Annotated in this window: 13 protein-coding genes and 1 pseudogene; 7 read left to right on the forward strand and 7 right to left on the reverse strand. The window is 71.8% G+C overall.

Annotated features, from left to right (window positions below; all coding sequences use genetic code 11):
- Positions 1-26: 26 nt before the first annotated feature.
- Positions 27-677 carry an MBL fold metallo-hydrolase gene (locus tag OM076_RS37820; RefSeq protein WP_270045368.1) on the forward strand — a complete coding sequence of 217 codons (651 nt, stop codon included), beginning with the start codon at positions 27-29 and terminating at the stop codon, positions 675-677.
- Between the two features lie 6 nt (positions 678-683).
- Positions 684-1,316 carry a dihydrofolate reductase family protein gene (locus OM076_RS37825; protein ID WP_270045369.1) on the forward strand — a complete coding sequence of 211 codons (633 nt, stop codon included), beginning with the start codon at positions 684-686 and terminating at the stop codon, positions 1,314-1,316.
- Here OM076_RS37825 and OM076_RS37830 read toward each other — a convergent pair.
- On the reverse strand, positions 1,313-2,128 hold the full coding sequence (locus OM076_RS37830; RefSeq protein WP_270045370.1) for a helix-turn-helix transcriptional regulator: 816 nt from the start codon (positions 2,126-2,128) through the stop codon (positions 1,313-1,315). The two genes, OM076_RS37825 and OM076_RS37830, sit on opposite strands and share 4 nt — an antisense overlap.
- 66 nt (positions 2,129-2,194) lie before the next feature.
- On the opposite strand from OM076_RS37830, the gene OM076_RS37835 reads away from it, so the two are divergent.
- Both OM076_RS37835 and OM076_RS37840 read left to right on the forward strand, forming a co-directional pair.
- Positions 2,195-2,878 carry an SDR family NAD(P)-dependent oxidoreductase gene (locus OM076_RS37835; RefSeq protein WP_270045371.1) on the forward strand — a complete coding sequence of 228 codons (684 nt, stop codon included), beginning with the start codon at positions 2,195-2,197 and terminating at the stop codon, positions 2,876-2,878.
- A gap of 18 nt (positions 2,879-2,896) precedes the next feature.
- The gene (locus OM076_RS37840; protein WP_270045372.1) at positions 2,897-3,892 is read left to right on the forward strand and encodes an RDD family protein; all 996 of its coding nucleotides are present in this window, start codon (positions 2,897-2,899) and stop codon (positions 3,890-3,892) included.
- On the opposite strand, the gene OM076_RS37845 is transcribed toward OM076_RS37840, so the two are convergent.
- Together OM076_RS37845 and OM076_RS37850 are read right to left on the reverse strand one after the other, a co-directional pair.
- Positions 3,877-5,277, reverse strand: coding sequence for a SpoIIE family protein phosphatase (locus OM076_RS37845; protein ID WP_270045382.1), 1,401 nt, complete (start codon positions 5,275-5,277; stop codon positions 3,877-3,879). The two genes, OM076_RS37840 and OM076_RS37845, sit on opposite strands and share 16 nt — an antisense overlap.
- The gene (locus tag OM076_RS37850) at positions 5,220-6,011 is read right to left on the reverse strand and encodes an alpha/beta fold hydrolase (RefSeq protein ID WP_270045373.1); all 792 of its coding nucleotides are present in this window, start codon (positions 6,009-6,011) and stop codon (positions 5,220-5,222) included. The genes OM076_RS37845 and OM076_RS37850 overlap by 58 nt, the downstream gene beginning before the upstream one ends.
- A 45-nt stretch (positions 6,012-6,056) precedes the next feature.
- On the opposite strand from OM076_RS37850, the gene OM076_RS37855 reads away from it, so the two are divergent.
- Together OM076_RS37855 and OM076_RS37860 are read left to right on the forward strand one after the other, a co-directional pair.
- The gene (locus tag OM076_RS37855) at positions 6,057-7,178 is read left to right on the forward strand and encodes an amidohydrolase (RefSeq protein ID WP_270045374.1); all 1,122 of its coding nucleotides are present in this window, start codon (positions 6,057-6,059) and stop codon (positions 7,176-7,178) included.
- The gene (locus OM076_RS37860) at positions 7,175-8,245 is read left to right on the forward strand and encodes an epoxide hydrolase family protein (RefSeq protein WP_270045375.1); all 1,071 of its coding nucleotides are present in this window, start codon (positions 7,175-7,177) and stop codon (positions 8,243-8,245) included. Before OM076_RS37855 ends, OM076_RS37860 begins: the two co-directional genes overlap by 4 nt.
- Here the strand turns inward: OM076_RS37860 and OM076_RS37865 are convergent.
- Positions 8,229-10,112 (reverse strand): Ig-like domain-containing protein, encoded by a 1,884-nt coding sequence (locus OM076_RS37865; RefSeq protein WP_270045376.1) that lies wholly within the window; start codon positions 10,110-10,112, stop codon positions 8,229-8,231. The two genes, OM076_RS37860 and OM076_RS37865, sit on opposite strands and share 17 nt — an antisense overlap.
- A gap of 119 nt (positions 10,113-10,231) precedes the next feature.
- Here OM076_RS37865 and OM076_RS37870 point away from each other — a divergent pair, with 119 nt between their 5' ends.
- Positions 10,232-12,643, forward strand: a complete 2,412-nt coding sequence (locus OM076_RS37870; protein WP_270045377.1) for an alpha/beta hydrolase — start codon at positions 10,232-10,234, stop codon at positions 12,641-12,643.
- A gap of 41 nt (positions 12,644-12,684) precedes the next feature.
- On the opposite strand, the gene greA is transcribed toward OM076_RS37870, so the two are convergent.
- From greA to OM076_RS37885, 3 genes and pseudogenes are all read right to left on the reverse strand, one after another.
- The gene (greA, locus tag OM076_RS37875) at positions 12,685-13,155 is read right to left on the reverse strand and encodes a transcription elongation factor GreA (RefSeq protein ID WP_372518130.1); all 471 of its coding nucleotides are present in this window, start codon (positions 13,153-13,155) and stop codon (positions 12,685-12,687) included.
- A gap of 10 nt (positions 13,156-13,165) precedes the next feature.
- The gene (locus OM076_RS37880; protein ID WP_270045379.1) at positions 13,166-13,405 is read right to left on the reverse strand and encodes a hypothetical protein; all 240 of its coding nucleotides are present in this window, start codon (positions 13,403-13,405) and stop codon (positions 13,166-13,168) included.
- A 42-nt stretch (positions 13,406-13,447) separates the two neighbouring features.
- Positions 13,448-14,510 (reverse strand): annotated as a pseudogene (locus OM076_RS37885) (hypothetical protein); the annotation flags it as partial.

Genomic DNA, 14,510 nt, shown 5'->3' on the forward strand with positions numbered 1-14,510 from the left:
GGTCGGGCCTGATACCCATATTTCTCATGAGCAAGCCATCGGTGGAGGTTCGCGACGTGGCCGACGGTCTGTGGCTGTGGCGCCAGCCGCACCCGGACTGGAACGGGCAGTCAGATTGGGAACCGCTGGTCACAAGCGTGGCGGTCGCGAGCGGGGACGCGCGCGTGCTGCTCGACCCGCTCGCGCCGCCGCCTCGCGAGCGGGAGCTGTGGGCCCGGATCGACGCCTTCGCGCCGGACACGGCGGTCGTGCTCAAGCCCGATCACGTCCGCGACGTCGACCTCTTCGTGCGCTGGTACGGGGTCCGCGCGTTCGGGCCGGTGCTGTTCTGGCGCGACGACATCCCGAAGACCGAGCTCGAGTTCCTCCGGGCGGGTGACGAGTTGCCCGGCGGGCTGCGGGCGTTCGACGACGGCCGCGGGATGCTCGAGACGCCGGTCTATCTCCCCGAGCAGCGGGCGCTGGTGTTCGCCGACGGCCTCACGGCGCCGGGCGACGGGGAGCTGCGGGTGTGGGCGTCGGCGCGGCATCTCCAACGCGCGCTGCCCGCGTTGCGGGAGCTGCTCGAACTGCCGTTCGAGCACGTGATCGTCTCGCACGGTCAGCCCGTCCACACGCGGGAGGACTACGTCGCCGCGCTCGAGCGCGAACCGTATTCCGAGCCAGAGGGTGGCTGACGACCGATGAGTTCGCCGGCGGGCCTGCGTCCTACGAGCATGACCAAGACCTACACCGGCGCGAGCATGTCCCTCGACGGGTACATCTCCGGCCCCGACGAGAGCGGCTTCGACCTGCTCTTCGACTGGTACAACAACGGCGACGTGGTCATCGAGACCGCGCGCGAAGACCTCACGATGCGCTGCAGCCCCCAGAGCGCCGCGTACTTCCGCGAGGTGATGGACACGGCGGGAGCGTTCGTCGTCGGCCGCCATCTCTTCGACATCACCAACGGCTGGGAGGGCAGGCACCCGATCGACATCCCCGTGGTCGTCGTCACCCACGAGCCGCCCACGGACTGGCAGCCGAAGCACCGCGATCACCGGTTCGAGTTCGTGACCGAAGGCGTGGAGGCGGCGGTCGCGCGGGCGCGCGTGCTCGCGGGCGACAAGGCCGTGGTCGTCAACGGCGGCCAGATGGCCAGGCAGGCGCTGGAGGCCGGCCTGATCGACGAGCTCTGGGTCGACCTGGTCCCGGTGTTGCTCGGCGGCGGCCGGCCGCTCTTCGATCACGTCAAGGGCCCGGTCACGCTCGACGGGCCGCTGTCCGTCGTCGAGGGCGACCGCGTCACCCACCTCCGCTACACCGTCCGGCGTTAGAAGGTCTGCGTGCCGATCGCGCCGAGGAGGGCGAGCGCGCGGGCGTCAGGTGAGCCCGGCGGCGCGGTGTAGACGACCAGCCGCAGATCGCTCCCGGCGACGGTGAGGACGTCGCAATCGACCGTGATCGGGCCGACCTCGGGGTGATTGATCGTCTTGCGATCCGCGACGTGCTCGGCGACCGGCCGCTGCTCCCAGAGCGCGGCGAAGCGCGGGCTCATCGCCCGCAGGTCCGCGATCAATTCGTGCAGTGGGCCGTCATCCGGGTAGCGCCCCGCCGCGAGGTGCAGGTCGGCGACCCAGCCTTCCTCCATCTTCGCGACCTCCTCGGGGGTGCGGACGATCGGCGACGGCTCGCCGGAGAAGTGGCGGCGCAGGATGTTGGTGTCGTTGTCGCCGAGCAGTGCGCTCGCGAGCGCGTTCTTGGCGATCAGCTGCCAGGCGGCGTCGACGACCATCACGGGAACGTCGGCGAGCCGGTCGAGCACGCGCTGGATGCTCGGCGTGATGTGGCGATCGATCTGGCCCGCCCCCGGCGGCACCAGGCCGGCGACGCGGAAGAGGTGCGAGCGCTCGTCGTCGGACAGGCGCAGAGCGCGGGCCAAGGGCCCCAGGACGCTCGGTGAGGGTGCGCTCGCGCGGCCCTGCTCGAGCCGCGCGAGGTAGTCGACCGAGAGCCCGGCGAGCTGGGCGACCTCCTCACGCCGCAGCCCGGCCGCGCGGCGGCGGCTCGATGCCGGCAGCCCGACCTCGGCCGGACTGAGCCGGTCTCGCCAGGTGCGCAGGCAGACTGCGAGATCGTCGGCGTCCATCGCCTTCTTAGGGTGGCACTGAGAGTCCTCTGGTGTCAGCGCGGGTTCCGTCGCACCCTGGATGCCATGACCACGACCTTGATCACCGGAGCCAACAAGGGGCTCGGCTACGAGACCGCCCGGCGGCTGATCGCCGAGGGCCACGACGTGTGGGTGGGTGCGCGCGACGAGGCGCGCGGGCGCGCGGCAGCGGAGGAACTGGGCGCGCGTTACGTCGCGCTCGACGTCACCGACGACGCGAGCGTCGCCGCGGCGGTGGAGACCGTCGGCTCCCTCGACGTCCTCGTCAACAACGCCGGCATCTCTGGCGGGATGGTGCCGGTCCCGGAGGTGACGCCGGACCTGGTCGAGCGCGTCTTCGCCACCAACGTCGTCGGGATCGTGCGGGTCACGCAGGCCTTCACGCCGCTCCTGAAGCAGTCGGCCAACCCGGTGATCGTCAACGTCTCGTCCGGGATGGGCTCGATCACGATCACCAGTGACCCGGAGCGGCTGGAATCGAGCATCGTCGGCCTGCAGTACCCGGCCTCCAAGGCCGCGGTGAACATGCTCACGACGCAGTACGCGAAGGCGCTGCCCGAGATGCGCGTCAACTGCGTCGACCCCGGCTACACGGCGACCGACTTCAACCGTCACCGCGGCGTCAAGACCGTCGAACAAGGCGCCGACGCGATCGTGCAGATGGCGCTGCTGGACGCCTCCGGCCCGACCGGAACCTACGTCGACGACCAGGGCGCCGTGCCCTGGTAGGGCGATAGGTTGGGCTGAATGGACGAGCAGCCCGAGCCGCGCCCATACCTCGCCGAGTGGTGGCCCCGCGTCGGCGCCACGCTGCTGGACGGCGTGATCATCACGGTGGCCGCGCTCGTGGCCGATGCCGTGGCCACGGCGAGCGGTGGCTCCGACGACACCGTCGGCGCCGTCTTCTTCCTCGCCTGGCTCGTGCTCGGCAGCGCCTATGTCGCCGGGACGATGGCCCGCAAGGGCAAGCACAACGGCCAGACGATCGGCAAGCAGGCGGCCGGCATCCGCGTCGTGCGCGACGACGGGCGGCCGATCCGGCTCGGCTTCGCGGTGGTGCGGGAGGTGCTGCTCAAGTACATCGTCGCCAACCTCGTCTTCGGCATCGGCTGGATCGTCGACTCGGTGTGGCCGCTGGGCGACAAGGAGAACCGGGCGATCCACGACATGATCGTCAAGTCCCACGTCGTCTCCACGCAGCCGCGCCAACCGCAGATCGTGCGCCCGCAGCCCGCACGCCCGCCGGTCGCGCGCCCCGCGCTGGCCCCGCCGATCGCCCGCCACGTCGACGCCGCGCAGCGGACCCAGGCGGGCATCGCGGCCGCCGTGGAGCGCGCGGAGCTGCCCTACACGGCCGTCTCGCAGGAGATCGGCTCGCTCGTCGCCGAGCTCCAGCGCTCAGCGATGCGCGCGCAGCTGCTCTACGAGGCGCTCGCGGACACGCCGGTGGCCGCCGTCGAGCAGCGGCTCGCGAGCGTCGGTGAGCTCGAGCAGCCGGAGCTCTCCCTCGCCCTGCGCGAACAACTCATCGCCCAACGGCGGATGCAGGAGCAGTTGCGGCGCTACGACGGTGAGATGGAGCGGATGGTGGTCGAGCTCGACACGATCCGCGCCAACCTCGTCAGCACCGCGGCCTCCGGCGACGCCCAGAACCAGGAACGCCTCGCCGAGCGCGTCCGCTCCCTCCGCGACGAGATGAGCGCCGTCTCCGAAGGCATGGACGCGGGCTACGGAGCCGACTGAGTTCGGCGGAAGACGAGGACGCAGACGTCGTCCTCGGTCTCGCCGTCCTCGAGCAGCGCGGTGACGAGCTCCTCGGGGCGCACGTCCGGGTGCACCGTCTCGAGCAGGCGCTGGAGGCCGGCATCGATCGACTCGCTGCGCCGCTCGATCAGGCCGTCGGTGTAGAGCACGAAGCCCGCGCCCGGGGCGAGCCGGAAGGTCTCGTGGGTGCGTGGGAGCTCGGGGATCGGGACGCCGACCGGGGTCGAGCGGCCGCCGAGGAAGAGCTGTGGCGCGCCGTCGCCGAACAGCACCGGGGGTAGGTGGCCGGCGGTCGCGAACGCGACATCGCCGGTTGCGGGGTCGACCTCGGCGTACGCGATCGTCGCGTACTGGCTGTCGGGCGATTGCTCGACGAACGTGTCGAGATGGCGCAGGACCGCCTGCGGGCCGAGCCCCGCGCCCGCCAGCGCGCGTACGGCGCTGCGCAGCTGCCCCATGGCGCTGGCGGCGGGCAGGCCGCGGCCGACGACGTCGCCGATCACGATCCCGACCTTGCCGCCGGGCAACTCGAACGCGTCGTGCCAGTCGCCGCCGACCTCGAGGTAGGCGACGGCGGGCCGGTAGAGGGTGGCGACGGAATAGCGCGGGTCCTGCGGCGCCGCACCCGCGAGCATGCTCTGCTGGAGCGTGTGGGCGACGTCGCGCGCTTCCTCGAGCAGCCGCGCCCGCTCGATCGCGAGCGCGGCCTGGTGGGCGACGGCGGTGAGAAATTCGTCCTCGGTCGCGGGCTCGCCCCGGGCCGCCTGCGCGGCGCGCTCAGCACCGAACGGCGCCTCCAGTTCAGCGATCACCGCAGCCGCGATGGCAGCGTGATCCGGCGCCGCCGCCAGCGCCGCGGTGATGCGCTGCAGGCGCTCCACCCGCTCGCGTGCCTCTCGCTCGCGGTCGCGGGCGGCGAGCAGCTCCTTCTCGTACGACTTGCGTTCGGTCGCGTCGAAGAGCGTCGTGCGCACGATCCGCGGCTCGCCCGCCGCATCGGTGAGCAGCGTCGAGTTGATCAGCACCGGCAGGCGGCGGCCGTCGGCGCAGACGATGTCGGCGGCGATCTCGCGCACGCTGCCCTGCATCCGCAGCAGCGGCGCGTAGTGGGTCTCGTGGTAGATCCGCCCGCCGGCGGTCAGCAGGTCCTGGAAGCGCTTGACGCCGACCAGCTGCTCGCGGGTGTAGCCCGTCCAGCGCTCGAAGGTCGCGTTGACCCGCACGATCCGCCCGCCCGGCTCCGCCGAGAGATACCCGCAAGGGGCATGCTCGTAGAGGTCCTCGGCGCTCTGCTCGGCGAGGTCGGTCAGACGAATGCCCGGATCGCCTCGGTCGTCTCGCTCGGCGCGCTGAGGTTCGGGCAGTGCCCGGTCGCCGCGAGCTGCACGAACACCGAGCCGCGGATCGACTCGTGCACGTAGTGACCCACCGCCTCGGGCGCGATCACGTCGTCGGAGCACTGCAGGACGAGCGTCGGGAGGCTCACCGCGCTCAGGTCGGCGCGGTTGTCGGAAAGGAACGTCGCGCGGGCGAAGCGGGCGGCGATCTCCGGATCGGTGCGGCAGAAGCTCTCGGTCAGCTCCTCCCCCAGCTCCGGGCGGTCCGCGTTGCCCATGATCGCGGGCGCCATCGCGCTCGACCAGCCGAGGAAGTTCGCGCCCATCGACTCCAGCAGTTCGTCGATGTCCGCGCGGGTGAAGCCGCCGGTGTACCCCTCGTCGTCGATGTAGCGCGGCGACGGGCCGACCATCACGAGCTTGGCGAAGCGCCCGGGCGCGCGCTTGGCGGCCAGGACGCCGATCATCGAGCTGACGGAGTGGCCGACGAAGATTGCGTCCTTCAGCTCCAGCGCCTCGGCGATCTCGACCACGTCGCTCGCGTAGCCGTCGAGGGAGGCGTAGCGGTCGGCGTCGTAGGCGCCGAGGTCCGATCCGCCGCCGCCGACGTAGTCGAACAGGATCACGCGGTGATCGGCCTCGAACGCGGGCGCGACGAAACGCCACATGTTCTGATCGCACCCGAAACCGTGCGCGAACAGGATCGGCGGCCCGTCAGGCCGGCCGGCCACGCGGACGTTGTTGCGCGCGAGCACGTTCACGCGCGATGAGTCTACGCCCGCCCCTGACGGGTACCGTTGGAGACCGTGGGGGTCGAACAGAACGTGGTGGCCTGGCGGCGTCACCTACATCGCCATCCCGAGGTCAGCTTTCACGAGCATGAGACCTCCGGCTGGATCGCGGACAAGCTCGAGGGCTTTTCGCTGGCGGTCGAGCGACCGACCGAGACGAGCGTGCTCGCCCGGCTGCGGACAGGGAGACCGGGACCGACGATCGCGCTGCGGGCCGACATCGACGCGCTGCCGATCCACGAGGAGAGCGGCGTCGCGTTCGCCTCCGAGCGGCCGGGCGCGATGCACGCGTGCGGGCACGACGGGCACACCGCGATGCTGCTCGGCGCGGCGTCGCAGCTGGTCGCGCGCGACCTCCCCGGCGGTGAGGTGCGGTTCATCTTCCAGCACGGCGAGGAGCTCGCCCCCGGCGGCGCGCGCGACATGGTCGCGGCGGGCGTGATGGAGGGCGTCGACTTCATCTACGGCTGCCATCTGTGGACGCCGCTCGAATACGGCAAGGTCGCCGCGATGCCGGGGCCGTTCATGGCCGCGGCGGACTTCTTCAAGCTCACGGTCACCGGCCGCGGCGGCCACGCGGGCCTCCCCCACACCGCGGTCGACACGATCGCGTGCGCGGCGGAGCTCGTGGGCAGCCTGCAACACATCGTCTCGCGCCGGCTCGACCCGCTGCACCCCGCCGTCGTCACGGTGGGAAGCCTCCATGCCGGCGACGCGCCGAACGTGATCCCCGGCGAGGCCGTGCTGACAGGCACGACCCGCTCGTTCGATCCGGAGGTGCGCGGACGGATCCCGATGCTGATCGAGGAGATCGCCCGCGGCGTCTGCGCCGCCCACGGCGCCAACTTCGAGCTCGACTTCCAGTTCGGCTACAAGCCCGTCGTCAACGAGGCGCGCGCCACGGAGCTCGTGCGCGAGGTCATCGACCCCGCCCAGCTGGTCGAGATCGAGCCGATCATGGGCGGCGACGACTTCTCCGCCTTCCAGGCCGAGGCTCCCGGGTGCTACGCGTTCGTCGGCGCCGGCGGCGCGTACCCACACCACCACCCGCGGTTCGTCATCGACGAGCGAGCGCTCGCGACGGGCACGCAACTGCACGTCGACGTCGCCCTCCGAGCGCTCGAGGTGTTCGCATGACGTCGTTCTCGGTCCGCATCGGCGACGACGTGCTCGAGGACCTTCGTCGCCGGCTGGACGCCACGCGCTGGCCCGACGAGCCGCCCGAGGCCGGGCCCGAGCACGGGTTCGGGCTCTCCGCGGCGCGCTCGCTGGCCGCGTACTGGCGCGATCAGTACGACTGGCGCGCGGCCGAAGCCGTCTTGAACTCCTTCGCGGAGCAGGCGGTCGTGGACGGCGTGCACTACTTCGCCGACGGGGATGGCCCGCCGCTGGTGCTGCTGCACGGCTGGCCGTCGAGCGTGTGGGAGTTCGTGCGGCTCGTCCCGCTGCTGCGCTCGCATGCGCGGGTGATCGTGCCGTCGCTGCCGGGCTACACGTTCTCGTTCACGCCCGGCGGCGCGCGGTCGTCGATCGTCGACTGCGCCGACAAGGTCCACGGCCTGATGCGCTCGCTCGGGCACGAGCGCTACCTCGTGGCGGGCGGCGACTGGGGCTCGAGCACCGCGGTGCGGATGGCTTACGCCTATCCGGACGCCGTGCAGGCGCTGCACCTCTACATGATGCCGCTGCGGCGACCGGAGACCTGGCCGGAGTACGAGCGGAACTCGCGAGCGGCGTTGCTTGCCTGGAGCGAGGAGGAAGGCGGCTACGTGCACATCCAGGGCACGCGGCCGCAGACGCTCGCCTACGGCCTGGCCGACTCCCCCGTCGGCCTGATGAGCTGGATCGCGGAGAAGTTCGACCGCTGGACGGACTCGCGCGGCCTCCCGCCCGACGACGTCCTGACCACGACGATGATCTATTGGGCCACCGGCTGCATCGGCTCGTCCTTCTGGCCGTACTGGGCGCGGCGGCACGGCGACTGGGTGCTCGATGACGTCGCCGACGCTGGTGACCGGCTCGCCGCCCCGCTCACGTTCCTGGACTTCCCGAAGGAGCTCGTCCACGTGCCGCGCACGGTCGTCGAGCGCGTCTTCGACGTCGAGCGCTGGGAAGCGCCCTCGTACGGCGGGCACTTCCCAGCCCTGGAGACGCCTGACATGCTCGCCGATAGCCTCGTGCGGTTCGTCAGCGTTTCACGGTGACCGTCCGCTCCGGCGCCGAGCGGGCGAGGAGCGTTCCGGCCGTGAGGAAGCGGGAATTGACGGTCACCTTCCGGCCGCCCGCGGTGCGCGGCAGGGTCGCCGTGACCGTGTAGGCGCAGCCCACACCGAGCTTGGCCTTCGCCGTCTTGATGACCTTCCTGCCGAGCGTGATCGAGACGCTCACGGTGCCGGCCGCCGGGCAGCTGACGCCCGCCGGGAGGGTGAGCGCGCCGGACACGGTGAGCTTGCGGCCCGTGGCGGCCTTGACGGCCAGCGTGACCTTCTTCGGCGCCTGCGGCTTGGCCTCGGCGGCGATGGAGGGCGTCGGCGCGGGTGCGGCGATCGCGACCGGGGTGGGCGTGGGCTCGACTGTCGCGCTCACCGTTGCCGTCGCGGTGGCGGTGGGCGTCGCCGTGGCGGTGGGCGTCGGCGTCGCGGTGGCCGTGGCCGTCGGCGTGACCGTCGGCGCGAGGACGGTCAGCGCGAGCGAAAGCGGGGTCGCCGTCGTCTGCCCGGCCGAGTCCGTGATCGTCACCGTCAGCGGCAGCGTCTGGCCAGCGAGCGCGGCGCTCGGCGTCCAGTCGATCGCGTACGGCGCGACGGCGTCCGAGCCGATCGTCGTCCCGCCCACCGCGAAGCTGACCGAGCGCACGCCGAAGTCGTCGCCGGCGGAGGCGCGCAGCGTGTACGTCGTGCCGGGCACGACGATCTTGCTCGCGGTCGGCGGGTCGATCTCCCCGGTCGGCGGCGCGTCGGTGATCGCGGCCGGCGTGGCCGGCGCGGTGATCGCCGTCGTGCGGAAGCCGCTGAAGGTGACCGCGGCGCCGTTGACCGGGTCCCCGAGTGTCTTCGGCAGGCCGATCGACGGGCCGGCGGCGTTGCCCCACCAGTTGCCGGTCGCGGTGAACGGCAGTGCGGCATCGGCGCCCGCGCCGGTCTCATTGACGACGCCGTAGCCGTTGCCGACGAGGTTGTTGCCGGTCGCGGTCAGCTTCGTCGTGGTCGTGCCCGCGGCGGGCACGAGGTCGAGGTCGACGAGCCGGACTCCGGCCGAGACGCGGTCACCCGCTCCCAGGTTGTTCGTGATCGCGTTGCCGGTGATCGAGCCGGTGGCGAGGCCGGTGGCCAGGACGCCCTGCTGCGGCGTCTGCACCTGCGCGCCCGCGCCGGTGATCGTGTTGCCGGTGATCGTCGCCGCGAGGATGCCGAGCGCGGGCGCGAGCTGGGTCGAATCGAGCACGACGCCCGCCTTGGCGTAGCCGGAGATCGACGTGCCCGCGACGCGCACGGGCAGGCGGTCGGCGACGAGGTTGGACGCGATCACGACGCCGTAGCCGTACGGCCCGTTGAGCGGCGCGACGTTGCGGATCACGCTGCCGGTGAGGCTGCCTTCGGCGTTGTAGAACTTGACCGCCGAGCCGACCGTGGTGGTGCCGCCCTCGACGGTCACGCCGGAGATGTCGACCAGGGTGCGGACACCCGCGCGGTAGACGCCGATCACGGAGCCGACGGTGTTCCGATAATTCGTGGTCGTGCCCAACAAACTCGTGATCGCGGGCTTCGGCCGAATGGTGACCTTGCTCGCACCGGCGCCACGGATCGTGAGCATCTTCGCGATGCTGACCGCGTTGGCGCCACCGGCCGGGATCGTTGCGGGCCCCTCCTCGTAGGTCCCGGGGCAGATCGCGATGACGTCGCCCGGCGAGGCCGCGTCGACCGCCGCCTGCACGCTCGCGAACGGCGCGCTCGGGCAGTCGAGCTTGTCGTCATCGACCGCAAGGGTCGCTGCCGAGGCATCCGCTGAGATGCCCAGCGCCAATGCAAGCGCACCCGCGCCGACCCACCTGAGCGTCGTCCTAGCTGACATGGCGCGGACGCTAATCGAGCGCAACCACAGCAAACATGACCGGTGGTCGAAAACTGGAGGGTCGGTGTTCGACCACCGGTCGAGGTTCGGCCCTCCAGCCCACAAATAACGTCCCGGCTGTGGCTACACGGACGGAGGTAACGGTGCTCAAGGCTGGTGTTCGCACGCTCGCGGGGGTGCTCGTCGCGCTGGCGCTCGGTGCGGGGCCGGCCCATGCGCAGGGCGCTGATCCGCTGGCGCCCGGGCCGTACGGCTACAAGAAGATCGAGTACAGCGCCGGGAACCTGATGATCACGATCCCGCCCGCCAACGGCACGGCGAGCCAGACGTTCCCGCAGCCGCTGGAGGGCTCGATCATCTACCCGGACACGCCCGGGCCGTGGAAGGTCCTCGTCTTCATGCACGGTCGCCACTCGACCTGCATCACGGGCACGGGCGGGGAGTCGTCGCCGCCGATCACGTCACCCGACGTGACCTGCGACGACACCGACAACCCGGACGGCACGGAGAACACGACCAAGATCCAGTCCTGGCAGGGCTACGACTACCTGTCGACCAACCTGGCGTCGCACGGGTACGTGGTCATGAGCGTCTCGGCGAACACGATCGTCAGCTTCGACAACACGTTCTCCTACGACGCGGGAGCGAACGCGCGCTCGCAGGTCTTGGCCGCGTCGCTCGACCTCCTGTACCGGTGGAACAACGGCGAGGGCCCGGTGGTGGCGGGCGACGACTACCACACCGTCGGGACCAAGCTGACCGGCAAGATGGAGATGCAGCGCGTCGGCCTGATGGGCCACTCGCGCGGCGGCGAGGGCGTGACGGACTTCATCCGCTTCAACCGCCTGCGGCCGTCAGGGCGCATCTACAACCTGCAGGCCGTGATGGCGCTGGCGCCGATCGATTCGCAGAAGCAGGTGCCGCTGGGCACGAACTTCGGCGTGATCCTCCCCGCCTGCGACGGCGACGTCTCGACCCTGTCGGGCGCCAACGCGTACGAGCGTTCCAAGTACCCGAACGGCGCCGACGCGTTCGCCAAGGTGCAGTTCTACGTCCAGGGCGCGGACCACAACTACTTCAACACGATCTGGACCAACGACGACGGGGCGTCCTACTCGGGGACCGGATCGGGAGCGGACGTCGCCTGCGGTGAGGACAAGCCGAACTCGATCCGGCTCTTCCCGGCCGATCAGCGCAAGGTCGGGCTCGGGCTCATGGCCGCCTTCCTGCGCGACTACCTCGGCATGGAGAAGCAGTTCGAGCCGATGATGACCGGCGCCGCCGGCCTACCCGCCAGCGCGTGCCCGACGCTGCGCGGCGTGGCCTGCAGCGAGGAGGTCAAGACCAGCTACATCGCCCCGGCGGCGCAGCGGCAGGACATCATCAAGCCCGAGGCGTCGATGTACGGGACCGTTCCGACCCCGCTGGTCAGCGCCGACTCCGCGGGTGGGGAGCTGACCGCGACCGGCTTCGCCACGTTCGACGCGTGCAACGAGGACCGCGACCAGATCACCGGCGTGCAGATCAAGCCGTGCCCGACGAATCCGTCGCCGAACTCGACGACGTCGACGAACCGCTCCTACGGACGCCAGCTGACGCTGGCCTGGGACGGCCCGGCGGCGCTGCGGGCCGAGCTGGCCGGTAGCGCACGCAACGCCGCGCGCTTCGGCGCCCTCTCGCTGCGCGCGGCCGTGAACTTCGGGGACCTCCGCAACCCGATCTCCAACGGCACGAACCCCGCCAGCGCGATGCAGGACTTCGACGTCGTGCTGATCGACCGCGCGGGCAAGGAGTCCTCGGTGCGCGCGGCGCGCTACGGCACGGCGCTGGAGCCGTCGCTGGGCTCGTTCCGGCGCCACGTGGTGCTCAATGGCCTCCGGATCCCGCTGACCGCGTTCTCCGGCGTCGACCTCACCGACCTGCGGGCGGTCGAGCTGCGCTTCGGCGCGGCCACCGCGCGTGGCTCGATCCAGCTCGCCGACGTCGCGTTCCAGGAGCCGCCCGCGGCCACGGCGCCCGCACCGGACGCGGCCTCCGTCGCGCCGCTCGCGTCTGCGCCGGACGCGGCCTCCGTCGCGCCCCTTCCCGGGCCCAAGCGCGTCGACGGGATCGCGGTCTCGGGCGTCACGACCGTGCCGTCGAAGACCGCATGCGCGGACAGCACCGCGCCGCGTTCCTCGGTCGCCGCGCTGCGGCTCACGGGCGGCCGGCTCGTCGCCTCCGGCACCGCGTCGGACACCGGCTGCCACGCCGCGGGCCGGTTGGCCGCGCGCGCGGGCAAGCTCGGGCGCGTCCAGATCAGCGTGACCCGCTCGGTCGCCGGCCGCTGCCAGTTCCTGCGCGCGAGCGGCCGCCTGACGGCGGCGACCTCCTGCTCCGCCCCGCTCGCGCTGATCGCGAAGGGCGCCAAGCGCTGGTCGCTGAAGTCCGCGGCCAAGCTCCCGGCCGGCACCTACACCGTCCGGATCCAGGCGATCGACGCGCGCGGCAACCTCGAGCCGGCGAAGACCCGCACCCTCCGCGCCGGCTGATCACGCCACGGGTCGCCGGCCGGTGTCGGCCGGTCGGCGACTCAGGTGGTGATCTTGAGGACCTTCAGCTCGCGGGGGCCGCGAGGGGTGTCGAACTTCGCGACGCCGCCGACCTTGGACCCGACGAGCGCCTTACCCATCGGTGAGTCGATCGACAGGCTGCCCTGGGTCGGGTCAGCCTCGTGGGCGGAGACGATCGTGTAGGTCACGTGCTTGCCGGACTTTGAGTCCTCGACCTCGACGCAGCTGCCGAAGCCGACCACGTCGCTCTGGGTCTCGACCTCACGCACCTCCGCCGCGAGCAGCTGCTCGCGCAGGCGGAGAATCTTCGTCTCCAGGTGCGCCTGGTCGTTCTTGGCGTCGTGGTACTCCGAGTTCTCCTTCAGATCGCCCCACTCGCGCGCGGTCTTGATCCGGTCCGCGATCTCTCGGCGGGCGACGGTCTCAAGCTGCTCGAGCTCGGCCTGGAGGGCCTTCATGCCCTCGGCGGTCATGACAACGGAATCGCTCAAGCCCGACATTTTAGTCCTCCGGAGTGAAACTGCGACGCCACTCGCCGTGATCGCACACCGTCATCAGCGCGTCGGCTACCCGCGCGCGCAGCATGAAGTCGCCCGTGTCGCAGGTGAAGGTGATCGTCGAGGCCGAGCGGGTCATCGAGATCGGCGGGCTCCCACCGTCGGCGAGGACGGTCTCCAGACGCTGCCAGACGGTCGGCGGTTGCGGGGCGATGATCGTTATGCGGTGGACGGCGGGCTCCATGTCGCTCACCCTACACGAACGTACGTTCGGTCGCGAACGACTTCACGGACGCTCGCCGACGCGCCCCACCGCCCCCTCCTCGAGCGCGAAGGTCTGCTGCCAGCGCACGCGTCCGCCCGCGTCCGTGCCGACCGCGAGCAGTCGTGACGAGACCGGGTCATAGGCCAGCACGCGGGTGTCGCCCGCGTTGCCGTAGCGGAGCGCAGGGACCGCACGGCCCGCCCCGTCTGCGAGCGCGGCGATTCGCTCCGTGCCCGGGAGCGTCGCGACGACCTCCAGCAGCGCGGCGCGCAGATCGGCCGGCGTGCGCGGATAGGTGAGCAACGCCAGCACCTCGGCCGTGATCGGGTCGGGCAGCGGGTCCTGCGACACCCGTCCGGCGGCCGCGAAGAGGAACGCGCGCAATCCGCGCGGGCTGCGCGGGACCACCGACAAGGGGTCGTGCTCGGGCAGCACCGCCTCGAGGTTCGAGTTCGCGAACAGCTGGGCGTCGAGTCCTCCCGGGCCGAAGGTCCGGCGCTTCGGCGCCGGGTCGCCGAGCATCGGCATCAGGGCCTCGAGATCGGGCGAGCCGGCCGCCCGCCACGCGCGCTCGTCCTTCGCGCTGGGCAGGAACGGAGCGCTCGTTCGCCCGTAGCGGATACGGCCGGAGCCGTCGGGTGCGAACCAGCGTTCCTCGGGCACGCTGCGGGCGATCGCGTACGTCGCGTCCAGCGGTCGCGCCGCGCGCCGGCCATCCGCGCCGATGAACTTCATGCTGAAGATGGCCGTGCTGCGCTGGTAGAGGACATGGCCGTCGGCGAGCACCCGCGCCGGGTCGATCGCCGCGACCAACGCAGGTTGGGCCGGGACCTCGTCGTGCCGCGGGACGAGCGCGAACGCGGCCAGCGCGGCGAGCGCGAGTGCGGCGACGGGAAGGACGAATCCTGGCCGCCGCCGGCGAGGACGGCCGGCGAGGCGCGCGCGGGAGCCCGCCCCGTCGCCGCGGCCGGCGAGCTGCGGATTGGCGTCGTCGCCGCGGCGGGCGAGGCGCGGATCGGCGCCCTTGCCGTGGCCGGCAAGCCGCGGGTCGGCGTGCCCCGACCGGGCGCGCTCGGAGCGGCGG

Source organism: Solirubrobacter ginsenosidimutans (assembly GCF_027587205.1).

Excerpts from the sequence above, each read along its gene's own strand:
- OM076_RS37820 (WP_270045368.1), top strand. The coding sequence starts at position 27 with ATGAGCAAGCCATCGGTGGAGGTTCGCGACGTGGCCGACGGTCTGTGG.
- OM076_RS37825 (WP_270045369.1), top strand. The coding sequence starts at position 684 with ATGAGTTCGCCGGCGGGCCTGCGTCCTACGAGCATGACCAAGACCTAC.
- OM076_RS37830 (WP_270045370.1), bottom strand. The coding sequence starts at position 2,128 with ATGGACGCCGACGATCTCGCAGTCTGCCTGCGCACCTGGCGAGACCGG.
- OM076_RS37835 (WP_270045371.1), top strand. The coding sequence starts at position 2,195 with ATGACCACGACCTTGATCACCGGAGCCAACAAGGGGCTCGGCTACGAG.
- OM076_RS37840 (WP_270045372.1), top strand. The coding sequence starts at position 2,897 with ATGGACGAGCAGCCCGAGCCGCGCCCATACCTCGCCGAGTGGTGGCCC.
- OM076_RS37860 (WP_270045375.1), top strand. The coding sequence starts at position 7,175 with ATGACGTCGTTCTCGGTCCGCATCGGCGACGACGTGCTCGAGGACCTT.
- OM076_RS37865 (WP_270045376.1), bottom strand. The coding sequence starts at position 10,112 with ATGTCAGCTAGGACGACGCTCAGGTGGGTCGGCGCGGGTGCGCTTGCA.
- OM076_RS37880 (WP_270045379.1), bottom strand. The coding sequence starts at position 13,405 with ATGGAGCCCGCCGTCCACCGCATAACGATCATCGCCCCGCAACCGCCG.